The sequence below is a fragment of the Gordonia sp. p3-SID1431 genome (assembly GCF_025143765.1).
Taxonomy (GTDB): domain Bacteria; phylum Actinomycetota; class Actinomycetes; order Mycobacteriales; family Mycobacteriaceae; genus Gordonia; species Gordonia hongkongensis.
Genome location: NZ_JAMBDT010000004.1, coordinates 1 through 18,901, shown reverse-complemented (window position 1 = coordinate 18,901; position 18,901 = coordinate 1). Strand labels below are relative to the sequence as shown.

Genomic DNA, 18,901 nt, shown 5'->3' with positions numbered 1-18,901 from the left:
TCAGAGTAGTCCGGTGGACTCCTCCGGCGCGGTGCCGACGATTTCGGGTGCGCGACTGCGCGCGAACGCGCCGATCGTCTCGATCAATTCGTCGAACACGGCGTCGATGTCGGTGGAGGTCGCGATGCGGGCGTTGGGTCCGGGCGCGGTCATCGCGCGTTCGTCGGCCACGGTCATGCCCCGCGTCAGCGTCCCGGCGAGTTCGACGTCGACGCGCGCCGGGCGGGTCTCGACCGTGTCGGGGGCCAGCGCGACCAGTGCGGCGAACGGGTCGTGCAGGTGGGCGATGTAACCCTCGTCGTGATCGTCGTGGAACTCGAAATAGAACCGCAGGGCGTCGACGAGATGCCGGATGATCTCGTTGTCGGCGACCGAACGGAGTCCGCGTTCGTCGGTCGGGTCCGGGCACTCGACGGGCGTGCTGCCGGCCGCGGCGGCGAGTCGGACCACGTGATCGGGTGTCAGGACGACCGACTCGGTGAGGTCGAGCGCGCAGACGATCGGTTCCGGGGCGCCCGCGGTGCCGAAGGCGGTGAACACCTCGGCCGCTGCTTCCGGGTCGACGGCCACATTCCACTCCGAGGTGGGCGTCGTGTTGCCGTGGGTGTGGAAGGCGCCGCCCATGATGACCAGGCGCCGCAGGCGCGCCGGCAGGTCCGGGTCGCGTCGGATCGCGGTCGCCAGGGACGTGAGGGGGCCGGTCACCAGGCCGACGAGTTCGCCGGAGTGCGCCTGCGACGCCTCGATCCAGGCGTCGGCGGCGTCGAGATGGCTCGGCGTCGTGGTCGGGGCCGGCAGTTCGGCGTGTCCGACGCCCAGCGGACCGTGGGTGTCCTCGGTGGTCATCAGCGCGGCGACGAGGGGAGTGGCCGGGCCGGTGTGGACGGGCACCTCGGGGCGTCCGCACAACTCCAGCCACGAAAGATTGTTGGCCGTGACGACATCGACGGGCACATTGCCGGCCGTGGAGGCCACTCCGACGAGGTCGACGTCGGTGCGCGCGAGCAGATAGATCAGCGCGAGTGAGTCGTCGATGCCGGTGTCGCAGTCGAAGAACAGGCGCTGGGTCACCGCACAATTGTGCCGGGTCCGCTGCGAACGCGGGTCCACCACCCCGTCGGGACCCTAGGCTCACGGCAGCCGGGGCGGACCGTCGTCGGCCCGATGAGCCCCGGAGGAACCGATGGCCCCGACACGACACACGCTGGCCGCCCTGGGTGCCGGTGCGGTCCTCCTGGTGAGCGCGTGCGGCGCGAACAGCGCCGAGCCCGAGGCTTCCTCGACGAGTGGTTCGGCCGGCGCTAGCGGTACGCCGTCGGCTCCCGTCGTCACACCGGTGGTCGGGTCGGTGATGTTCGCGCCGACACCGTTCGCCGGTTCCGACGGCGACAACCACCTCGTCTATGAGATCTCGCTGACCAACTACATGCGCACACCGGTGACGGTCGCCGGAGTCGAGGTGCTCGACGCCACCACCGACCGCGAACCGCTGCTCACACTCGACGACAACGGGGTCCGCGGTCGGCTCAAGCCCACCGGCGCCCCGTCGGTGCCGCCCGGTCCGGGCGCACCCGAGGGGTACTCCGACGTGCTGGCGCCGGGACAGAACGGCGTCCTCTTCCTCCACGTGACCTTCTCCGGGAATGCGCCGAAGCAGCTGATCCACGAGATCTCCGTGCGTGCCGACGCGGCGCCACCGGGTATGCGGGATGTCGACGAACGCCTCGCGCCCGTCACGGTGGGCGATTCGACCGTCCCGGTCCTGGGACCACCACTGCTCGGTGAGCACTACATCGCCGCCGACGCGTGCTGCGACGCCGTCCGGCACACACGCGCGCTTCTCCCACTGAACGGATCACCGGTCCTCGCCCAGCGGTACGCGGTGGACTGGGAGCAGGCCGGTGCCGATGGTCGGATCTTCGTCGGCGACGCGAAGAATCCGGCGAGCTACCGGATCTTCGGCGATGACGTGCTCGCCGTCGCCGACGGCACGGTGGTCGCCAGCCGCAACGACCTGCCGGAGCAGACACCGGGGACGTTCCCGCCGGATCTGGCCATTGGCGACGCCGACGGCAACAACCTCGTCCTCGACATCGGCGACGGCTTCTACGTGAACTATGCGCACATGCAACCCGGGTCGGTCCGCTTCGCCCCTGGCGACCGGGTGCGCCGGGGTGAGGTCATCGGCAAGGTCGGCAACACCGGGAACTCGGTGGCGCCGCACCTGCACGTCCACGTCATGAACGGGCCGGAGTTCCTCGGCTCGCAGGGTGTGCCCAGCGTGACCGAGGAGTTCACGATCACCGGCCGGGTGGTCGACACCGCGGCGTTCGACGCCTCGGAGGCCACCGGGGTGCCGTTGCGGCTCGCCCCCGGCGTGACGGAGAGCACACACGAGAAGCAGATGATCCTCGATCAGAACATCGTCACGTTCACCACAGGCTGACAACGGTTTCCGGCGTCACCGCCTCTCCCCGCCACCCAACACGGGGTCGGTCACGACTGGACAACGATCTCATCATCCGTACGGTCGGACCCATGTCGATTCAGGACTCTGCCTTCGAATGGACGGAAACGAACCGCGAATGGCTGATCGAGAATCCCGCTCGCATCGTCGCCTACGTGGCCGTGGCGTTGATCGTCCGCTTCGTGATCCACCGTGCCATCGACCGCGCCACCCGGCCACGGACCGCCGGCGGGGAGCCGGGCCGCGGCACCGCTCTCATGCGCGGACTGCGGTCGAAGTCGGCCTCCACCGAGCGCAACGCCCAGATCGCCGCACGCCGTGCACAGCGGGCCGCGACGATCGGGTCGGTGCTCAAGTCGACGGTGTCGATCGTGCTGCTCGTCTGGGTGGTGCTGTCGGTCCTGAGCGTTCTCGGCGTCAACATCGCGCCGTTCATCGCCTCGGCCGGCATCGTCGGCCTCGCCATCGGTTTCGGTGCGCAGAACCTGGTGCGCGACTTCGTGACCGGCGTCTTCATGCTGCTCGAGGACCAGTACGGCGTGGGTGACATCGTCGATCTCGGCGAGGCCGTGGGCGAGGTCGAATCGGTGGGGCTGCGCGTCACCACCCTGCGCGACATCGACGGCACTCTCTGGTACGTCCGCAACGGCGAGATCGCCCGCGTGGGCAACATGAGCCAGGAGTTCGCGGTCGCGCGCGTCGACGTCCCGGTGGCGCCCGGCGCCGACATCGACAAGGCGCAGCAGGTGGCCGACGAGGCGGCCCGCACCGCGGTGGAGGAGGACTCGACCGACATCCTCGGCCAGATCGAGATGCTCGGCGTCCAGGAGGTGTCGTCGGATCAGGTCGTCCTGCGTCTGACGGTGAAGACCAAACCGAACGGCCAGTGGGCGGTGCAGCGGCGACTGCGTCGGGCGATCCTGCGGGCCTTCGTGGAGAACTCGATCGATCTGCCGTACTCGCGGGCGTGGGCGGCGCTCGCGGATTCGGTCGCACCCTGACGCGGAGATCGCCTGCGGCACAACGAGAAGAACCCCGGCGGTGAGCCGGGGTTCTTCTCGTTGTTCTGGTGTCCGAGGGGGGACTTGAACCCCCACGTCCGTTAATAGGACACTAGCACCTCAAGCTAGCGCGTCTGCCATTCCGCCACTCGGACCTGCGTGCCGCGGTGAGCGTCCGGCGATCTCCCGCCGGTGGTCTCTCGACTCCGTCTCGCTGCAGCGGGATAACCCTAACCGAGGTTGCCCGTGTATCCCAAATCCCGTAGGAGTGAGGGGTGTCTTCACAGTCTGCGACCGACGAAGTGGTCGATCTGGTCAGCCAATTGATCCGTTTCGACACCTCCAACACGGGCGAGCCCGAGACCACCAAGGGCGAGGAGGAGTGCGCCAAGTGGGTGGCCCAGCAGCTCGAGGAGGTGGGCTACACCACGCAGTACGTCGAGTCCGGCCGTCCCGGCCGCGGCAACGTGTTCGCGCGCCTCGCCGGTCCGCCCGACTCCGATCGCGGCGCGCTGCTGATCCACGCCCACCTCGACGTCGTGCCCGCCGAACCGGCCGACTGGAGTGTTCACCCGTTCTCCGGTGCCATCAAGGACGGCTACATCTGGGGCCGCGGCGCGGTCGACATGAAGGACATGGCCGGAATGGCCCTGGCGCTCGCGCGTCAGTTCAAACGAGACGGCACCGTGCCGCCCCGGGAGCTGGTGTTCGCGTTCTTCGCCGACGAGGAGGCCGGCGGGGCGTGGGGCGCGCACTGGCTCGTCGAGAACCGGCCCGACCTGTTCGAGGGCATCACCGAGGCCGTCGGCGAGGTCGGCGGCTTCTCGCTCACCGTCGACCGGCCCGACGGCACGCAGAAACGTCTCTATCTGGTCGAGACGGCCGAGAAGGGGCTCGCGTGGATGCGGCTCACCGCCGAGGCGCGGGCCGGGCACGGATCGTTCCTGCACGACGAGAACGCCGTCACCGAGGTCGCCGAGGCGGTCGCCCGGATCGGTCGGCACACGTTCCCCCTGGTGATGACGGAATCGGTCAGCCAGTTCCTGGCCGAGGTCAGTGCGGAGACGGGCCTGGACCTGAGTCCCGAGGCCCCCGACCTGGAGACGTCGCTGTTCAAGCTGGGCAACCTCGCGCGGATCATCGGCGCGACCCTGCGTGACACCGCCAATCCCACGATGCTCAAGGCCGGCTACAAGGCCAACGTCATCCCGCAGAAGGCCGAGGCGGTCATCGACTGCCGCGTGCTCCCCGGGCGGCAGGCCGCGTTCGAGAAGGAGATCGACGAACTCATCGGCCCCAACGTGCGGCGGGAGTGGATCACCCATCTCGATTCCTACGAGACGACCTTCGACGGTGACCTGGTGGATGCGATGAACGCCGCCGTCCTCGAGCACGATCCGCAGGGAAAGACGGTGCCGTACATGCTCTCCGGCGGCACCGACGCCAAGGCGTTCGCGAAGCTGGGCATCCGGTGCTTCGGGTTCGCGCCGTTGCGGTTGCCGCCCGAACTCGACTTCGCGGCCCTGTTCCACGGCGTCGACGAGCGCGTGCCCGTCGATTCGGTTTTGTTCGGCACCAAGGTCTTCGAGCACTTTCTGCGGCACAGCTGAGCACACCACTACAGTGGGCGGCACGGCCTTCCCGCCGATCCGGGCGCACCGGTTCGGAGGGTGACCGGCACTCTTCCGACGCGCGAAACGTGAGAAAGGTGAACACATGTCGTCATTCGACCCGTACTCCCCGCTGCCGAGCCTTCCCGGTTTCACCCTGACCTCGGAGAGCTTCACCGACGGGGCCGCACTCGCCAACGGGCAGGTGAGCGGGATCATGGGTGCGGGTGGCGAGGACCTCTCCCCGCAGCTGAGCTGGTCCGGCTTCCCCGCCGAGACCAAGAGTTTCGCCGTCACCGTCTATGACCCCGACGCTCCGACCGCCGCCGGGTTCTGGCACTGGGCCGTCGCCGACATCCCCGCCTCGGTCACGAGCCTGCCCGAGGGCGCCGGCGACGACGACGGGTCCGGGCTCCCCGACGGCGCGGTCACCCTCACCAACGACGCTTCGCTACGCCGCTACATCGGTGCCGCACCGCCTCCCGGACACGGAGCGCACCGCTATTTCGTCGTCGTGCACGCCGTGGACACCGAATCGCTCGGGCTGCCGGAGAACGCGACACCGGCCTACCTGGGTTTCAACCTGTTCTCGCATGCGATCGCGCGTGCGACCCTCGTCGGCACCTACGAACAACCAGCCGAGAACGTCTGAGTTCTCGCACGGCCGATCGCCCGGTGCACCTGCGTACCGGGCGATCGGTGGCCGTCAGGGCTGGTTGCGGGCCGCGCAACCGACCGCGTCGGAGATCGAGGCGAAGCCACCGTCCCGGGCGCGCCGGGCGAGTCCGGCATGGAGTTCGGCGAGCCACACCGGGCCGCCGTAGATGAAGCCGGTGTAGACCTGCAACAGGTCGGCGCCGGCGCAGATCCGCTCCCAGGCCTGGTCGACGGTCTCGATGCCGCCCACGCTGACGAGCGCGACACGTCCGCCGACGCGGTCATAGAGGCGACGCAGCACCGTCAGCGACCGAGCGGCGACCGGCGGCCCGGACAGGCCACCGGCACCGATCTCGTCGACCTCGTGCGACGCGGTGCGCAGACCCTCGCGGCCGATCGTGGTGTTGGTGGCGACGATCCCGGCCAGTCCGAGCTCCACGGCCAGGTCCGCCACGGCGTCGATGTCGTCGTCGACGAGGTCGGGGGCGATCTTCACCAGCACCGGGACGTCCACGGCGGCGAGTACCGCGGCCAGGATGGGCCGCAGGGAGTCGACGGCCTGCAGATCGCGCAGTCCCGGGGTGTTCGGCGAACTCACGTTGACCACGACGAAATCCGCGAGCGGTCCGAGCAGTTCCGCCGAACGCCGGTAGTCGTCGATGGCGTCCTCGACCGGGACGACCTTGGTCTTGCCGATGTTGGCTCCGATGGGGACCGACACCGGCCCCCGTCGTACCTCGGTCAGGTGCTGTGCGGCCACCTCGGCACCGGGATTGTTGAAGCCCATCCGATTGATCAGCGCACGGTCCGCGGGTAGCCGGAACAATCGCGGCGTCGGGTTCCCGGGCTGCCCCTGACCGGTGATCGTGCCGATCTCGGCGAACCCGAAGCCGAGCTGACCCCAGGTGTTCACCGCGCCGGCCGTCTTGTCGAACCCGGCCGCCAGACCGATCGGGGCGGGGAAGTCGACGCCGAACACCCGCGTCCGCAGGATCGGATCATGCCGGGCCAACAGCCTCGCGGTCAGGAACGCCAACGGCGGAAACCGCCCGACGACGCGCAGCACCGAGAAGACGATGTGATGGATTCGCTCCGGATCGACGCGGAACATGATCGAGCGCAGCAGGGGATAGGACCACCGGTTGAGCACGGGAAGTACTCGGGTGGTGCTGCGGGACATCAGCATGCGCGGGCGCTCCGTGGGTCGTTGTCGGTCAATCCGGTGGACCGGTCGCCGGTCGGGTCGGCGGTGTCGGGCCCGCGTGAACCTCGCGGCGGCCGGCGCCGTTTGAGCAGCACCTTGCGGGTTCCGTCGGAGTAGAGCCGCACCCGGGACAGCTCCCAACCGCCGAACTCCGCCTCGAGGGCCAACCGCATCGAGGCGGTCACCCGGGTGACGTCAGGGGGAAGACGCAGCAGGATGCACTCGACATCCTCCGAGGTGACCTCCCACCCGTCGGGATAGCGCGAACCGTTTCGTTTCGACCGGTCAGGAATCACTCGGCCCGCCCGCGCTCGGGAACCACCTGGAGTCCGCCGTTCCGCGCCGAGAGCACGTAGACGGTGCCCGATCCGTCGACCACGATGCGGTCGGGCTGTACGACCGAAGCGAACCGCCGGACCTCGGTGGGTTCACCGTCTGCCAGGTCAAATGCCACCACCTCGTTGTCGCCGGTCGTCGAGACCCAGAGCAGGTCCCGGGTGTCGTCGTAGTCTACGGCGTACGGTCCGCCGGCCACCGGGTAGCGAAAGCGCATCACCAGCGGTGATCCGAAGAAGCCGAGGATCTCGCCGTCACGGGTGTTGGCGACCAGCACGCGTCCGAACTCGTCGACGGTCGAGTTGGTGGCCCCGTTGCCCGCACGCAGCGCCGGCCCCAGTTCACCGGATTCGGGGTCGACGGGGGTCACCGACGACTGCGCCCGATCCAGGACGACAACCTGGCCGTCGAGGCCTTCCGCAGACTCGGGCGCGGCCGTCACCGAGTCCACCCGTACGAAGCGATCGACGTCGTGCTTCTTCGCGAAATCGTTGTCGTACACGAGGACTCGTCCGTCGGCCGTGCCGACGACGAGGAGCCCGGCCGTGGTCCGGGCGATCGCCGTCGGCTGGTCGGACTCGAGGTCGCCCGTGCGGACACGCCCGTCGGCATCGACGACGACGAGCGCGCCCGGGCCCGCGCCGACGAACCCGCCGTCGTCGCCGGCGGCCAGGGTGGTGAGGCCCGGGACCGCGATCGTCTGCGGCAGGGTCGTCAGCGCCCCGGCGTCGTATCGGAGGATCTGGTTGCCGTCGGCCGAGAGGACGGCGACGCTGCCACCCGACGCGGCGAGCGCACGCGCCCCGGCCGGGGCGGGCACGACGGTGCCCGCGGGAGCCGTCGTCGAATTCGCGGGCGCCTCCGGCGCGGTCGCGGGCACGACGGTCGGTACGTCGGGGGTGCCGTCGTCGGAGCCGCACGCGGTGATCATGCCCACACCGATGACCAGTGCCGCCGTGGCCGCGATCGGACCCCGTAGCCGCGACATGCCCGTGTGGGACTGGTGACTTGGGCGTGAAGGTCGCGGGAAGAGCATGTCCCCATCTTGCGCGACCGCTTCCGCGCGCCGCTCAGGCGGGTCGGAGCCGTGTCGTCGTGTCGGGTCGGCTGCGGCGGTCCCAAGTAGCATCGGGCGCCGTGACCGACACCATGACGTGGACCCAGTCGATCGTCCTCGGGGCGTTGCAGGGCCTCACCGAGTTCCTGCCGATCTCGTCGTCCGGGCATCTCCGGATCGCCTCCGAACTGATGTTCGGCGAGGACGCCGGCGCCTCCTTCACCGCGGTCACGCAGCTCGGCACCGAGGCCGCGGTCCTCGTCTTCTTCGCCCGCGACATCGTCCGCATCATCACCGCGTGGTTCCGCGGGCTCCGCCATGCCGACGAGCGGAACGTCGACTACCGGATCGGCTGGTACGTGATCTTCGCGACCATCCCGATCGGCCTGATCGGCTTCCTGTTCAAGGACGAGATACGCACCACCGGACGCAATCTGTGGCTCGTCGCCATCATGCTGATCGTGTTCGCCGGCGTGTTCTGGCTGGCCGAGCGCTACGGGCAGAAGCAGCGGAACCTCGAACAGCTCACCCTGCGGGACGGCCTCGTGATGGGTGGCGCCCAATGCCTGGCGCTGATCCCGGGGGTGTCGCGCTCCGGTGCGACCGCGAGTGCCGGCCTGTTCCTCGGACTCGAACGCGAAGCCGCCTTCCGCTTCTCGTTCCTGCTGGCCATCCCCGCGGTCACCGCATCCGGCCTGTTCAGCCTCCCGGACGCGTTCAACCCGAGCGGGGAGGGCATGGAGGCCAGCGGGCCCCAGCTGCTCGTCGCGACGCTGGTCGCGTTCATCGTCGGTTATGCCGCGATCGCCTGGCTGCTCAAGTTCGTCAGCGCGCACTCCATGAACTGGTTCGGCGCCTATCGCATCGTGCTGGGCGTCACGCTGATCATCCTGCTGTCGACCGGCGTCGTCTCGGCGACCTGATGCCACGGCCACGGCCGCGGCGCCGGGCGGTCGCGCCGTGCGGTCCCGCCGGGCCGGTGCCTATGGTTGTGGGATGACCGTGATCCTTCTCCGGCACGGCCGTTCGACGGCGAACACCTCAGGGGTGCTCGCCGGTCGCAGCGCCGGCGTCCACCTCGACGACCGCGGGCGCGCCCAGGCCGATGATCTGGTTCGTCGCCTCGGCGACCATCTCGGGTCCATCCGCGCGGTGGCGCGTTCGCCGCTCGATCGGTGCGCCGAGACCGTCCAGCCACTACTGGCGGCGCTGGCCGCAGACGGGCAGGCGCCACCCGAGATCGTCGTGGACGATCTCGCCGAGGTCGACTACGGCGGGTGGACCGGGCGTCCGATCTCGGAATTGTTGACCGAACCGCTGTGGAAGGTCGTGCAGCGGCAGCCGTCGGCCGCGATCTTCCCCGACGGGGAGGGACTCGCCGACGTACAGGCACGGGCCGTACGCGCCATCCGCGAACTGGACCGCGTCCACGGCGGCCCGGACGGTTCCGGGGTGTGGATCGCCTGCTCGCACGGTGACGTGATCAAGTCGATCATCGCCGACGCCATGGGCAGCCACCTCGACGCCTTCCAGCGCATCGTCGTCGAACCGGCGTCGATCAGCGTGATCCGCTACACGCCGTCGCGGCCGTATGTCCATACGGTGAATGCGACCGAGTCGCTGTCCATCCCGAAGCCCCCGCCGGCGCAGGACGGGCAGCGACCGTCCGACGACGCGGTGGTGGGCGGCGACACGGGCGTGGATGTCGCGCCGTCCGCCAACGGTGCCGCGACGATCCCGGCGACATCGGGATAATGAACCAGACGACGAAGGAGGTGTGATGTCTCGAGCAATTCACGTGTTCCGGAGCCCGGACCGCTTCGTGGCGGGCACGATCGGGCAGCCCGGTGACCGCACGTTCTACCTCCAGGCGGTCCACGAGGCCCGCATCATCAGCGTGATGCTGGAGAAGCAGCAGGTCCAGATCCTCGCCGACCGGATCGGTGCCCTGCTCGACGAGATCCACCGGCGCTTCGGCACGCCGATCCCGCCGGAGACCGACCGGGTCGGTGACCTGAGTCCGCTGGTGATGCCGGTCGACGCCGAGTTCCGGGTCGGCACCATGGGTCTCGGCTGGGACGCCGAATCCGAGGCGGTCGTGGTCGAGTTGCTTGCCATCACCGAGGGGGAGTTCGACGAGAGCGTGGTCCTCGACGACACCGACGAGGGCCCGGACGCGGTGCGGGTCTTCCTGACGACCGCGGCGGCCCGTGAGTTCGCCGCCCGTTCGTCGAGGGTGATATCCGCGGGGCGTCAGCCGTGCCCGCTGTGCAGCGAACCGCTCGACCCCGAAGGTCACCTGTGTATCCGGACCAACGGGTACAAACGGGACGCGGAGTTGAGCAAATCCCTCGACTTCATCGACCCTGATGTCTTCAACAGCCTTGCCGCACAGAATGATCCGGGCCTGGCGGCTGATGACGACCCCTTCGGTCAGGCGGGGGACACCCCGCCGTCCGGTGACCCGGACGACCCCGACGAGCCCGGTGACGCCGGCTCTTCCGCACGTGACTGACGAGCCCGCGGTCGACCACGTCCTCCGCGACGGCGAACTCACCATCCTCGGCCGGATCCCGTCGGCCAGCAACGCGACGCTCGTGTGCGATGCGGTGCTCGACGACCGGACCTCGGTGCGCTGTGTGTACAAACCGGTGCGCGGTGAGGTGCCGCTGTGGGACTTCCCCGACGGCACGCTCGCCGGACGGGAAGTGGCGTCGTACCTGATCTCGGAGGCGCTGGGGTGGGACACGATCCCGACCACGGTGCACCGCGACGGGCCGCTCGGGCCCGGGATGGTGCAGCGCTGGGTCGAGACACCCGACAACACCGATCACCCGATCCCGGAGACCGAACCGCGGGTCGACCTGGTCGACCTGTGCCCGGTGGGCGTGGTACCCACCGGCTATCTCGCGGTCCTGCAGGCCTACGACCCGTACGGCGACCCCGTCGTGCTGGTGCACGCCGACGATCCTCGGTTGCAGCGCATGTCGGTGCTCGACGTCATTCTCAACAACGCCGACCGCAAGGGCGGTCACGTCCTGGAAGGTCTGGACGGCACCGTCTACGGGATCGACCACGGCATCTGCCTGCACGAGGAGGACAAGCTGCGCACGGTGCTGTGGGGCTGGGCGGGCGAACCGGTACCCGGGCACCTCGTCGCCGATGTCGCCGAACTGGCGGAGCGTTTGGAGACCGACGGCTCGGCCCTGCGCGCACAGCTCGCCGAACACATCACGCCCGACGAGATCGAGTCGCTCGCGATCCGCGCGATCGTGGTCGCGGAGAGCGCGACCATGCCGCACCCGCCCGGTCACCGGCCCATCCCGTGGCCGCCGTTCTGAGCGAGTGCGCTCCGTCCCGGACGAGGCCGTGAAGGGCCTGCGCGCGGTGGGCAATACAGTGGACACATGCAGTCGTGGCCCGATCTCGAACTCCCCGCCGTACCGGGCAGTGGACCCGCCCTCCGTCTCTACGACACCGCCGACCGTGCGGTCCGTCCCGTCGCCCCCGGGGCCACCGCGACCATGTACGTGTGCGGCATCACCCCCTACGACGCGACCCACCTGGGGCACGCCGCCACCTATGTGACCTTCGACCAGGTCAACCGGATCCTGCGCGATCAGGGTCACGAGGTCCATTACGTGCAGAACGTCACCGACGTCGACGACCCGCTGTTCGAACGGGCGGACCGGGACGGCGTCGACTGGCGTGATCTCGGGGCGCGGGAGACGCAGCTGTTCCGCGACGACATGACCGCCCTGCGCGTCCTGCCCCCGCGCGATTACATCGGCGCGGTCGAGTCGGTCAACGAGGTCGTCGAGGTCGTCGGCAAGCTGCTGGCCTCCGGGGCCGCCTACACCGTCGACGACGCGCAGTTCCCGGACGTCTATTTCCGCACCGATGCCACCGAACAGTTCGGCTACGAGTCGGGGTACGACCGCGAGACCATGGAGCGGTTCTTCGCCGAGCGCGGCGGCGATCCCGATCGTCCCGGCAAACGCGATCCGCTCGACGCGCTCCTGTGGCGCGCCGAACGTCCGGGCGAGCCGTCGTGGGAGTCGCCGTTCGGTCCGGGCCGGCCGGGCTGGCACATCGAGTGTTCGGCGATCGCGCTGAACCGGCTCGGGATCGAGTTCGACATCCAGGGCGGCGGTAACGATCTCATCTATCCGCACCACGAGTACTCGGCGGCCCACGGGGAGGCCCTCACCGGCTCGCGGCGGTTCGCCCGGCACTACGTGCACACCGGGATGGTCGGGCTCGACGGCGAGAAGATGTCGAAGAGTCGTGGCAATCTCGTGTTCGTGTCGGTCCTGCGTCGCGAGGGCGTGGACCCCGCGGCCATCCGACTCGCACTGCTCGCCGACCACTACCGCGGTGACCGGATGTGGACGGACGCGGTCCTGGACACGGCCGTCGAACGCCTCGGTCGCTGGCGTACGGCGCTCGGCGCCGGCGCCGGACCCGACGCCGAACCGGTCATCGCGCGGCTCCGCCAGCATCTCGCCGACGATCTCGACACCCCCAAAGCGCTTGCCGCAGTGGACGGTTGGTGCGCGGATGTGCGCAACGGAATCGGTTCGTCGACGACGGCGCCCGCCGAACTCGCGGCCGCGGTCGACGCGCTGCTGGGAATTCCGCTGGTCCCCGACGTCCGATAGGCGTTGTCCCCACGCCCGGATGTCCGCGCGCCGACGTCTGGGTAGAGTGCTGACGTGGCGCGCGTGCAAGAGATCCGACCCGAGACCGACGCCGGGGTGTACACCGTCGTCACCCGGACGTCGACCTACCTGCTGGATTTCACCGAGATGACGCTGCTCCGGGCCCCAGGGGTCGGCGGCACCGAGAACGAGGACTGGACGGTCAGCAGGCTCCGACGCGACTCCGAGGACATCCCGCTGCTCGGGGTGAAGTCCTGTCGCCTGGGGGAGTCCGCGCAGTTCTGGGTGCGCGCCGCCGACGATCCCGACGTCCGCACGTGGCGGATCACCACCCCCGTGGTGTCCATCGAGAAGATCGGCTGACGACCCGCCGATTTCGGCCGGACACCTGCTTCAGGGCCCGAACGGTCCCTGACCGCGACGCTTGAGATACCGCTCGAACTCCGCGGCCAGCGCGTCGCCGTCGATCTTCGCCATGACCTCGTCGGTGTCGACCTCGGCGTCCCCGCGCTCCTCGAGCCCGCGCACGTAGTCGGCGATCTCCTCGTCGTCCTCGGTCATCTCGGTGACCGCGCGTTCCCATTCCTCCGCCTGCTCGGGGAGGGTGCCGAGCGGCACCTCGATGTCGAGGACCTCCTCGACCCGGGTCAGCAGCGCCACCGTGGCCTTCGGGTTCGGCGGCGTCGACACGTAGTGGGGGACGGCCGCCCAGAACGAGACGGCCGGCAGACCCGCCTGGACGAAGAGATCCTGCAGCACGCCGGTGATGCCGGTCGGTCCCTCGTAGCGACTCTCCGCGAGGTTGTACCGGGCCGCGGACTCGCTGCTGTAGGCGGCGCCGGTCACCGGCACCGGGCGGGTGTGCGGGGTGTCGGCGAGCAACGCGCCCAGCATCACGGTGGTCTCGACACCGAGCTCCTGCGCGAGGTCGACGATCTCGGCGCAGAACGCCCGCCACCGCATGTTGGGTTCGATGCCGCGGACCAGCACGATGTCGCGGTCGGCGCCCCGCGGGCTGCAGTACGAGATCGACGTCGTCGGCCAGTCGATCCGGCGCGTGACCCCGTCGATCTGATTCACGGTGGGGCGATTGACCTGGAAGTCGTAGTATTCATCGGAGTCGATGTCGGCGAGGGGTCGGGCGTCCCATTCGAGTGCCAGGTGCTCGACAGCGCTGCTGGCGGCGTCCCCGGCGTCGTTCCACCCCTCGAAGGCCGCGAGCAGAATGGGTCTGCGCAGCTGGGGAAGGTTCGACGTCTGCTCAGCGTTCACCGATCCAGCCTACGACCGAACACGCAGAGAGGGCGAACTACGCTGTCAACCATGTCCCCTGACTTCTCCGGAACCGATCCACGCGATTTCGACACGACATTTCTGTCGGCGATGTCGCGGCGGGTACTGATCGGCGACGGGGCGATGGGCACCATGCTGCAGGCCGCGGATCTGACGCTCGACGACTTCCGTGGCCTGGAGGGTTGCAACGAGATCCTCAACGACACCCGGCCCGACGTCCTCGAGGGCATCCACCGTGCGTACTTCGAAGCCGGCGCCGACGCCGTGGAGACCAACACCTTCGGGTGCAACCTGTCGAACCTGGGCGATTACGACATCGCGGACCGGATCCGGGAGCTGTCGTACAAGGGAACGGCGATCGCGCGCGGCGTCGCCGACGAGATGGGTCCCTCGGCCGACGGCACCGACCGTTTCGTCCTGGGCTCGATCGGGCCGGGCACCAAGCTGCCCAGCCTCGGCCACACCACGTATGCGGCCATCCGCGACGCCTACCTGGAATGCGTCATCGGCATGCTCGAGGGCGGCGCCGACGCGATCCTGATCGAGACCTCGCAGGATCTGCTTCAGGTGAAATCGGCAGTCGTGGCCGCCCGCCGTGCGATGGAGCAGGTGGGCCGCAGGATCCCGATCATCTCCCACGTCACGGTCGAGACGACCGGCACGATGCTCCTCGGCTCGGAGATCGGTGCCGCGCTGACAGCGCTGGAGCCGCTCGGTATCGATTTGATCGGCCTGAACTGCGCCACCGGTCCCGCCGAGATGAGCGAGCACCTGCGGTACCTCTCCAAGCACGCGCGCATCCCGGTGTCGGTGATGCCCAATGCCGGTCTGCCGGTCCTCGGTGCCAACGGCGCCGAGTACCCGCTGACGCCCGAGGAACTCGCGCAGGCCATGTCGCAGTTCGTGGGCGAGTTCGGCCTGCAGTTCGTCGGTGGCTGTTGCGGCACGACACCCGAACACATCCGGCAGGTCGCGGACGCGGTGTCCGAGGTGACCCCGGCGACCCGGACCCCGGAACACGAGTCGGAGACGTCGTCGCTGTACTCCGCGGTGCCCTTCGACCAGGACGCCAGCTTCCTGGTGATCGGTGAGCGCACGAACACCAACGGCTCCAAGGCCTTCCGCGAGGCGATGATCGCCGAGGACTACCAGAAGTGCCTCGACATCGCGAAGGACCAGACCCGCGACGGCGCGCACATGCTCGACCTCAACGTCGACTACGTCGGTCGCGACGGCGCCGCCGACATGACGGCCCTCGCCAGCCGGTTCGCCACCTCGTCGACGCTGCCGATCATGCTCGACTCCACCGAGCCGGAGGTCATCCGAGCCGGTCTGGAGTCGCTGGGCGGGCGCTGCGCGGTGAACTCGGTCAACTACGAGGACGGCGACGGACCGGATTCGCGGTTCACCAAGATCATGCAGCTCGTCGTCGAGCACGGGGCGGCGGTCGTCGCGCTCACCATCGACGAGGAGGGGCAGGCGCGTACCGCGGACTGGAAGGTCCGGGTGGCCGAGCGGCTGATCGCCGACATCACCGGCAATTGGGGACTCGCCGAAGAGGACATCATCCTCGACACGCTGACCTTCCCGATCTCGACGGGTCAGGAAGAAGTCCGACGCGACGGCATCGAGACCATCGAGGCCATCCGCCGGCTGCACGAGGCCCACCCCGACGTGCACTTCACGCTGGGCATCTCGAACATCTCCTTCGGGCTCAATCCCGCTGCGCGACAGGTGCTCAACTCGGTCTTCCTGCACGAGTGCGTACAGGCCGGCCTCGACACCGCGATCGTGCACGCGTCGAAGATCCTGCCGATGGCCCGGATCCCGGAGGAGCACCGCGAGGTCGCCCTCGACCTCGTCTACGACCGGCGACGTGAGGGTTACGACCCGCTCCAGAAGCTCATGGAGCTGTTCGAGGGTGTCTCGGCCGCCTCGGCGCGTGAGTCGCGGGCCCAGGAACTGGCGAAGCTGCCGCTGTTCGAGCGCCTGGAGCGCCGGATCGTCGACGGTGAGCGCAACGGTCTGACCGACGACCTCGACGAGGCGATGACTCAGGTCCCGCCGCTGACGATCATCAACGACACGCTGCTGGCCGGGATGAAGACCGTCGGCGAACTCTTCGGTTCGGGCCAGATGCAGCTGCCGTTCGTGCTGCAGTCCGCCGAGGTGATGAAGACCGCGGTGGCGCATCTCGAGCCGCACATGGAGGCCACCGGCGAGGACGGCAAGGGACGCATCGTCCTCGCCACCGTCAAGGGCGATGTACACGACATCGGCAAGAACCTCGTCGACATCATCCTGTCCAACAACGGCTACGAGGTCGTCAACATCGGCATCAAACAGCCGATCGCGACCATCCTCGACGTCGCCGCGGACAAGCGGGCGGACGTCATCGGGATGTCCGGGCTGCTGGTCAAGTCGACCGTGGTGATGAAGGAGAATCTCGAGGAGATCAACTCCCGCGGGCTCGCCGACGAGTACCCGGTGCTGCTGGGCGGCGCCGCACTCACCCGCTCCTACGTCGAAAACGATCTCTCCGAGACCTACGAGGGCGACGTGCACTACGCGCGTGACGCTTTCGAGGGTCTGCGCCTGATGGACGACATCATGGCGACCAAGCGCGGCGGGGGACCCGACCCGGACAGCGACGAGGCGAAGGCCGCGGCGGAGAAGGCCGCCGAACGCAAGGCCCGCCATGAGCGATCGAAGCGCATCGCGGCCAAGCGCAAGGCCGCCGAGGAGCCCGTCGAGGTGCCGGCCCGCTCGGATGTGGCCGCCGACAACGAGATCCCGACCCCGCCGTTCTGGGGGTCGCGGATCGTCAAGGGCGTCCCGATCGCGGACTACATGCAGCTCCTCGACGAGCGCGCGCTGTTCCTGGGTCAGTGGGGACTTCGGGGCGCCCGCGGTGGTGACGGGCCGTCGTATGAGGACCTCGTCGAGACCGAGGGCCGTCCGCGACTGCGGTACTGGATCGATCGCCTGTCGACCGAGAACATCCTGCAGCACGCCGCGGTGGTCTACGGGTACTACCCGGCGGTCAGCGACGGCGACACCGTCCACGTGCTCACCGAGCCGGAACCCGATGCGCCGGTGCGGTTCAGCTTCACGTTCCCGCGTCAGCAGCGGTCGCGGTTCCTGTGCATCGCGGACTTCATCCGGTCCCGCGCCGACGCGAAGGCGGCCGGCAAGGTCGACGTGCTGCCGTTCCAGCTCGTCACCATGGGACAGCCGATCGCCGACTTCGCCAACAAGCTGTTCGCCGACAACGCCTACCGCGACTACCTCGAGGTGCACGGCATCGGCGTGCAGCTGACCGAGGCGCTCGCCGAATACTGGCACCAGCGGGTGCGCAGCGAACTCGCGTTCGGCGACCGCACGATGGCCAGCGAGGACCCGGAGAACGCCCAGGGCTTCTTCGACCTCGAATACCGCGGCGCGCGTTTCTCGTTCGGTTACGGCGCCTGCCCCGACCTCGAGGACCGGGCGAAGATGATGGAGTTGCTCGAGCCAGGGCGGATCGGCGTCGAACTGTCCGAGGAGTTGCAGTTGCATCCCGAGCAGTCGACCGACGCGTTCGTGTTGCACCATCCGGAGGCGAAGTACTTCAACACCTGACGTACTTCGCCACCGGATCGAGGGACGGGGGACAGGCGATGACGGTTCTGGAGCGGTCCGAGGGACCGGTGCGGATCATCGGGATCGACCGGCCGGATCGGCGCAACGCCGTCGACCGGGCGACGGCCGATGCGCTGGCGGATGCCTTCCGGCGGTTCGACGCCGACGACTCGGTGTCGGTCGCGGTGCTCTACGGCGAAGGCGGGACCTTTTGCGCCGGAGCCGATCTCAAGGCCATCTCGGACGGTGACCCGAATCGGGTGGCACCCGACGGTGACGGTCCGATGGGCCCGACGCGGATGACGTTGTCCAAGCCGGTCATCGCGGCGATCTCCGGGCACGCCGTGGCCGGCGGACTGGAGCTGGCGCTGTGGGCGGACCTGCGTGTGGTCGACGACGACGCCGTCTTCGGGGTGTTCTGCCGGCGCTGGGGCGTCCCGCTGATCGACGGTGGGACCGTTCGACTTCCGCGCCTGATCGGCGAGAGCCGGGCCATGGATCTCGTGCTGACCGGCCGGGCGGTACCCGCCGATGAGGCCCTGTCGATCGGGCTCGCCAATCGCGTCGTGCCGTCGGGGACTGCGCTACCGGCCGCGATCGCACTGGCCACCGAGATCGCGGGTTTTCCGCAGACGTGTGTGCGGCAGGACCGGTTGTCGGTCCTCGAGCAGGACGGCCTGAGCGCGGATGCGGCCATCGCCAACGAACTCCGACACGGCATGGTCTCGCTGGCGTCCGACACCCTGGCCGGCGCAAGCAGATTCGCCGGCGGCGCGGGCCGGCACGGGGAGGGCGTGGGCAGTTAGACGATCCGACAAATGCGGAACGTCTCGACGCGCCAAGCTACTCACCAGCCCTGCTCCCGGATCCGAAAGAACGCCCTGCCCCTGCTCCCTGAGGAGCGCCCGGAGCTTGCGGAGGGCGACGGCCGACCAAACCCGCTCCCTGAGGAGCGCCCGGAGCTTGCGGAGGGTGCGTCACGAAGGGTCTTCGC

17 protein-coding genes and 1 tRNA gene are annotated in these 18,901 nt (G+C 69.1%); 12 read left to right on the top strand and 6 right to left on the bottom strand.

Going from position 1 to position 18,901, the window contains the following annotated elements:
• Positions 1 to 1,071: a nucleoside hydrolase gene (locus M4D77_RS02135; protein WP_259935424.1), complete on the bottom strand. Its 1,071-nt coding sequence runs from the start codon at positions 1,069 to 1,071 to the stop codon at positions 1 to 3.
• A 112-nt stretch (positions 1,072 to 1,183) separates the two neighbouring features.
• Here M4D77_RS02135 and M4D77_RS02130 point away from each other — a divergent pair, with 112 nt between their 5' ends.
• Both M4D77_RS02130 and M4D77_RS02125 read left to right on the top strand, forming a co-directional pair.
• A complete protein-coding gene (locus tag M4D77_RS02130) occupies positions 1,184 to 2,446 on the top strand; it encodes a M23 family metallopeptidase (RefSeq protein WP_259935423.1) in 1,263 nt (420 codons plus the stop codon).
• Positions 2,447 to 2,538: 92 nt separating this feature from the next.
• Positions 2,539 to 3,468 carry a mechanosensitive ion channel family protein gene (locus tag M4D77_RS02125; protein ID WP_058250577.1) on the top strand — a complete coding sequence of 310 codons (930 nt, stop codon included), beginning with the start codon at positions 2,539 to 2,541 and terminating at the stop codon, positions 3,466 to 3,468.
• Between the two features lie 66 nt (positions 3,469 to 3,534).
• Here M4D77_RS02125 and M4D77_RS02120 read toward each other — a convergent pair.
• Positions 3,535 to 3,623, bottom strand: a tRNA-Leu gene (locus M4D77_RS02120).
• A 120-nt stretch (positions 3,624 to 3,743) separates the two neighbouring features.
• Here M4D77_RS02120 and M4D77_RS02115 point away from each other — a divergent pair.
• Both M4D77_RS02115 and M4D77_RS02110 read left to right on the top strand, forming a co-directional pair.
• The gene (locus tag M4D77_RS02115; protein WP_259935422.1) at positions 3,744 to 5,078 is read left to right on the top strand and encodes a M20/M25/M40 family metallo-hydrolase; all 1,335 of its coding nucleotides are present in this window, start codon (positions 3,744 to 3,746) and stop codon (positions 5,076 to 5,078) included.
• A 106-nt stretch (positions 5,079 to 5,184) separates the two neighbouring features.
• Entirely contained in the window at positions 5,185 to 5,730 is a 546-nt protein-coding gene (locus M4D77_RS02110) for a YbhB/YbcL family Raf kinase inhibitor-like protein (protein WP_137810571.1), read from the top strand.
• 54 nt (positions 5,731 to 5,784) lie between these two features.
• Here M4D77_RS02110 and M4D77_RS02105 read toward each other — a convergent pair whose 3' ends face one another.
• The 3 genes from M4D77_RS02105 to M4D77_RS02095 are packed head-to-tail and all read right to left on the bottom strand — an operon-like array spanning position 5,785 to position 8,263.
• Positions 5,785 to 6,921, bottom strand: coding sequence for a quinone-dependent dihydroorotate dehydrogenase (locus M4D77_RS02105; RefSeq protein ID WP_259935421.1), 1,137 nt, complete (start codon positions 6,919 to 6,921; stop codon positions 5,785 to 5,787).
• The gene (locus M4D77_RS02100) at positions 6,915 to 7,235 is read right to left on the bottom strand and encodes a DUF5703 family protein (protein WP_259935420.1); all 321 of its coding nucleotides are present in this window, start codon (positions 7,233 to 7,235) and stop codon (positions 6,915 to 6,917) included. Before M4D77_RS02100 ends, M4D77_RS02105 begins: the two co-directional genes overlap by 7 nt.
• Positions 7,232 to 8,263 carry a hypothetical protein gene (locus tag M4D77_RS02095; protein WP_259935419.1) on the bottom strand — a complete coding sequence of 344 codons (1,032 nt, stop codon included), beginning with the start codon at positions 8,261 to 8,263 and terminating at the stop codon, positions 7,232 to 7,234. The genes M4D77_RS02100 and M4D77_RS02095 overlap by 4 nt, the downstream gene beginning before the upstream one ends.
• 149 nt (positions 8,264 to 8,412) lie before the next feature.
• Between M4D77_RS02095 and M4D77_RS02090 the strand changes: the two genes are divergently transcribed.
• From M4D77_RS02090 to M4D77_RS02065, 6 genes are all read left to right on the top strand, one after another.
• Positions 8,413 to 9,255: an undecaprenyl-diphosphate phosphatase gene (locus M4D77_RS02090; protein WP_259935418.1), complete on the top strand. Its 843-nt coding sequence runs from the start codon at positions 8,413 to 8,415 to the stop codon at positions 9,253 to 9,255.
• A 73-nt stretch (positions 9,256 to 9,328) separates the two neighbouring features.
• Positions 9,329 to 10,087 (top strand): MSMEG_4193 family putative phosphomutase, encoded by a 759-nt coding sequence (locus tag M4D77_RS02085; protein ID WP_259935417.1) that lies wholly within the window; start codon positions 9,329 to 9,331, stop codon positions 10,085 to 10,087.
• Between the two features lie 25 nt (positions 10,088 to 10,112).
• Positions 10,113 to 10,847, top strand: coding sequence for a DUF3090 domain-containing protein (locus M4D77_RS02080; RefSeq protein WP_226513263.1), 735 nt, complete (start codon positions 10,113 to 10,115; stop codon positions 10,845 to 10,847).
• Positions 10,819 to 11,673 carry an SCO1664 family protein gene (locus M4D77_RS02075; RefSeq protein ID WP_259935416.1) on the top strand — a complete coding sequence of 285 codons (855 nt, stop codon included), beginning with the start codon at positions 10,819 to 10,821 and terminating at the stop codon, positions 11,671 to 11,673. The genes M4D77_RS02080 and M4D77_RS02075 overlap by 29 nt, the downstream gene beginning before the upstream one ends.
• A gap of 66 nt (positions 11,674 to 11,739) precedes the next feature.
• Positions 11,740 to 12,993, top strand: coding sequence for a cysteine--1-D-myo-inosityl 2-amino-2-deoxy-alpha-D-glucopyranoside ligase (gene mshC, locus M4D77_RS02070; protein ID WP_259935415.1), 1,254 nt, complete (start codon positions 11,740 to 11,742; stop codon positions 12,991 to 12,993).
• A 54-nt stretch (positions 12,994 to 13,047) separates the two neighbouring features.
• The gene (locus M4D77_RS02065) at positions 13,048 to 13,356 is read left to right on the top strand and encodes a hypothetical protein (RefSeq protein ID WP_058250417.1); all 309 of its coding nucleotides are present in this window, start codon (positions 13,048 to 13,050) and stop codon (positions 13,354 to 13,356) included.
• Between the two features lie 30 nt (positions 13,357 to 13,386).
• Here the strand turns inward: M4D77_RS02065 and M4D77_RS02060 are convergent, their stop codons facing one another.
• The gene (locus M4D77_RS02060) at positions 13,387 to 14,265 is read right to left on the bottom strand and encodes a PAC2 family protein (RefSeq protein ID WP_058250418.1); all 879 of its coding nucleotides are present in this window, start codon (positions 14,263 to 14,265) and stop codon (positions 13,387 to 13,389) included.
• Positions 14,266 to 14,316: 51 nt separating this feature from the next.
• Here M4D77_RS02060 and metH point away from each other — a divergent pair, with 51 nt between their 5' ends.
• On the top strand, positions 14,317 to 17,907 hold the full coding sequence (metH, locus tag M4D77_RS02055) for a methionine synthase (RefSeq protein WP_259935414.1): 3,591 nt from the start codon (positions 14,317 to 14,319) through the stop codon (positions 17,905 to 17,907).
• 38 nt (positions 17,908 to 17,945) lie between these two features.
• Complete coding sequence (locus M4D77_RS02050; RefSeq protein WP_259935413.1) at positions 17,946 to 18,713, top strand: crotonase/enoyl-CoA hydratase family protein; 768 nt, start codon at positions 17,946 to 17,948, stop codon at positions 18,711 to 18,713.
• Positions 18,714 to 18,901: the final 188 nt, after the last annotated feature.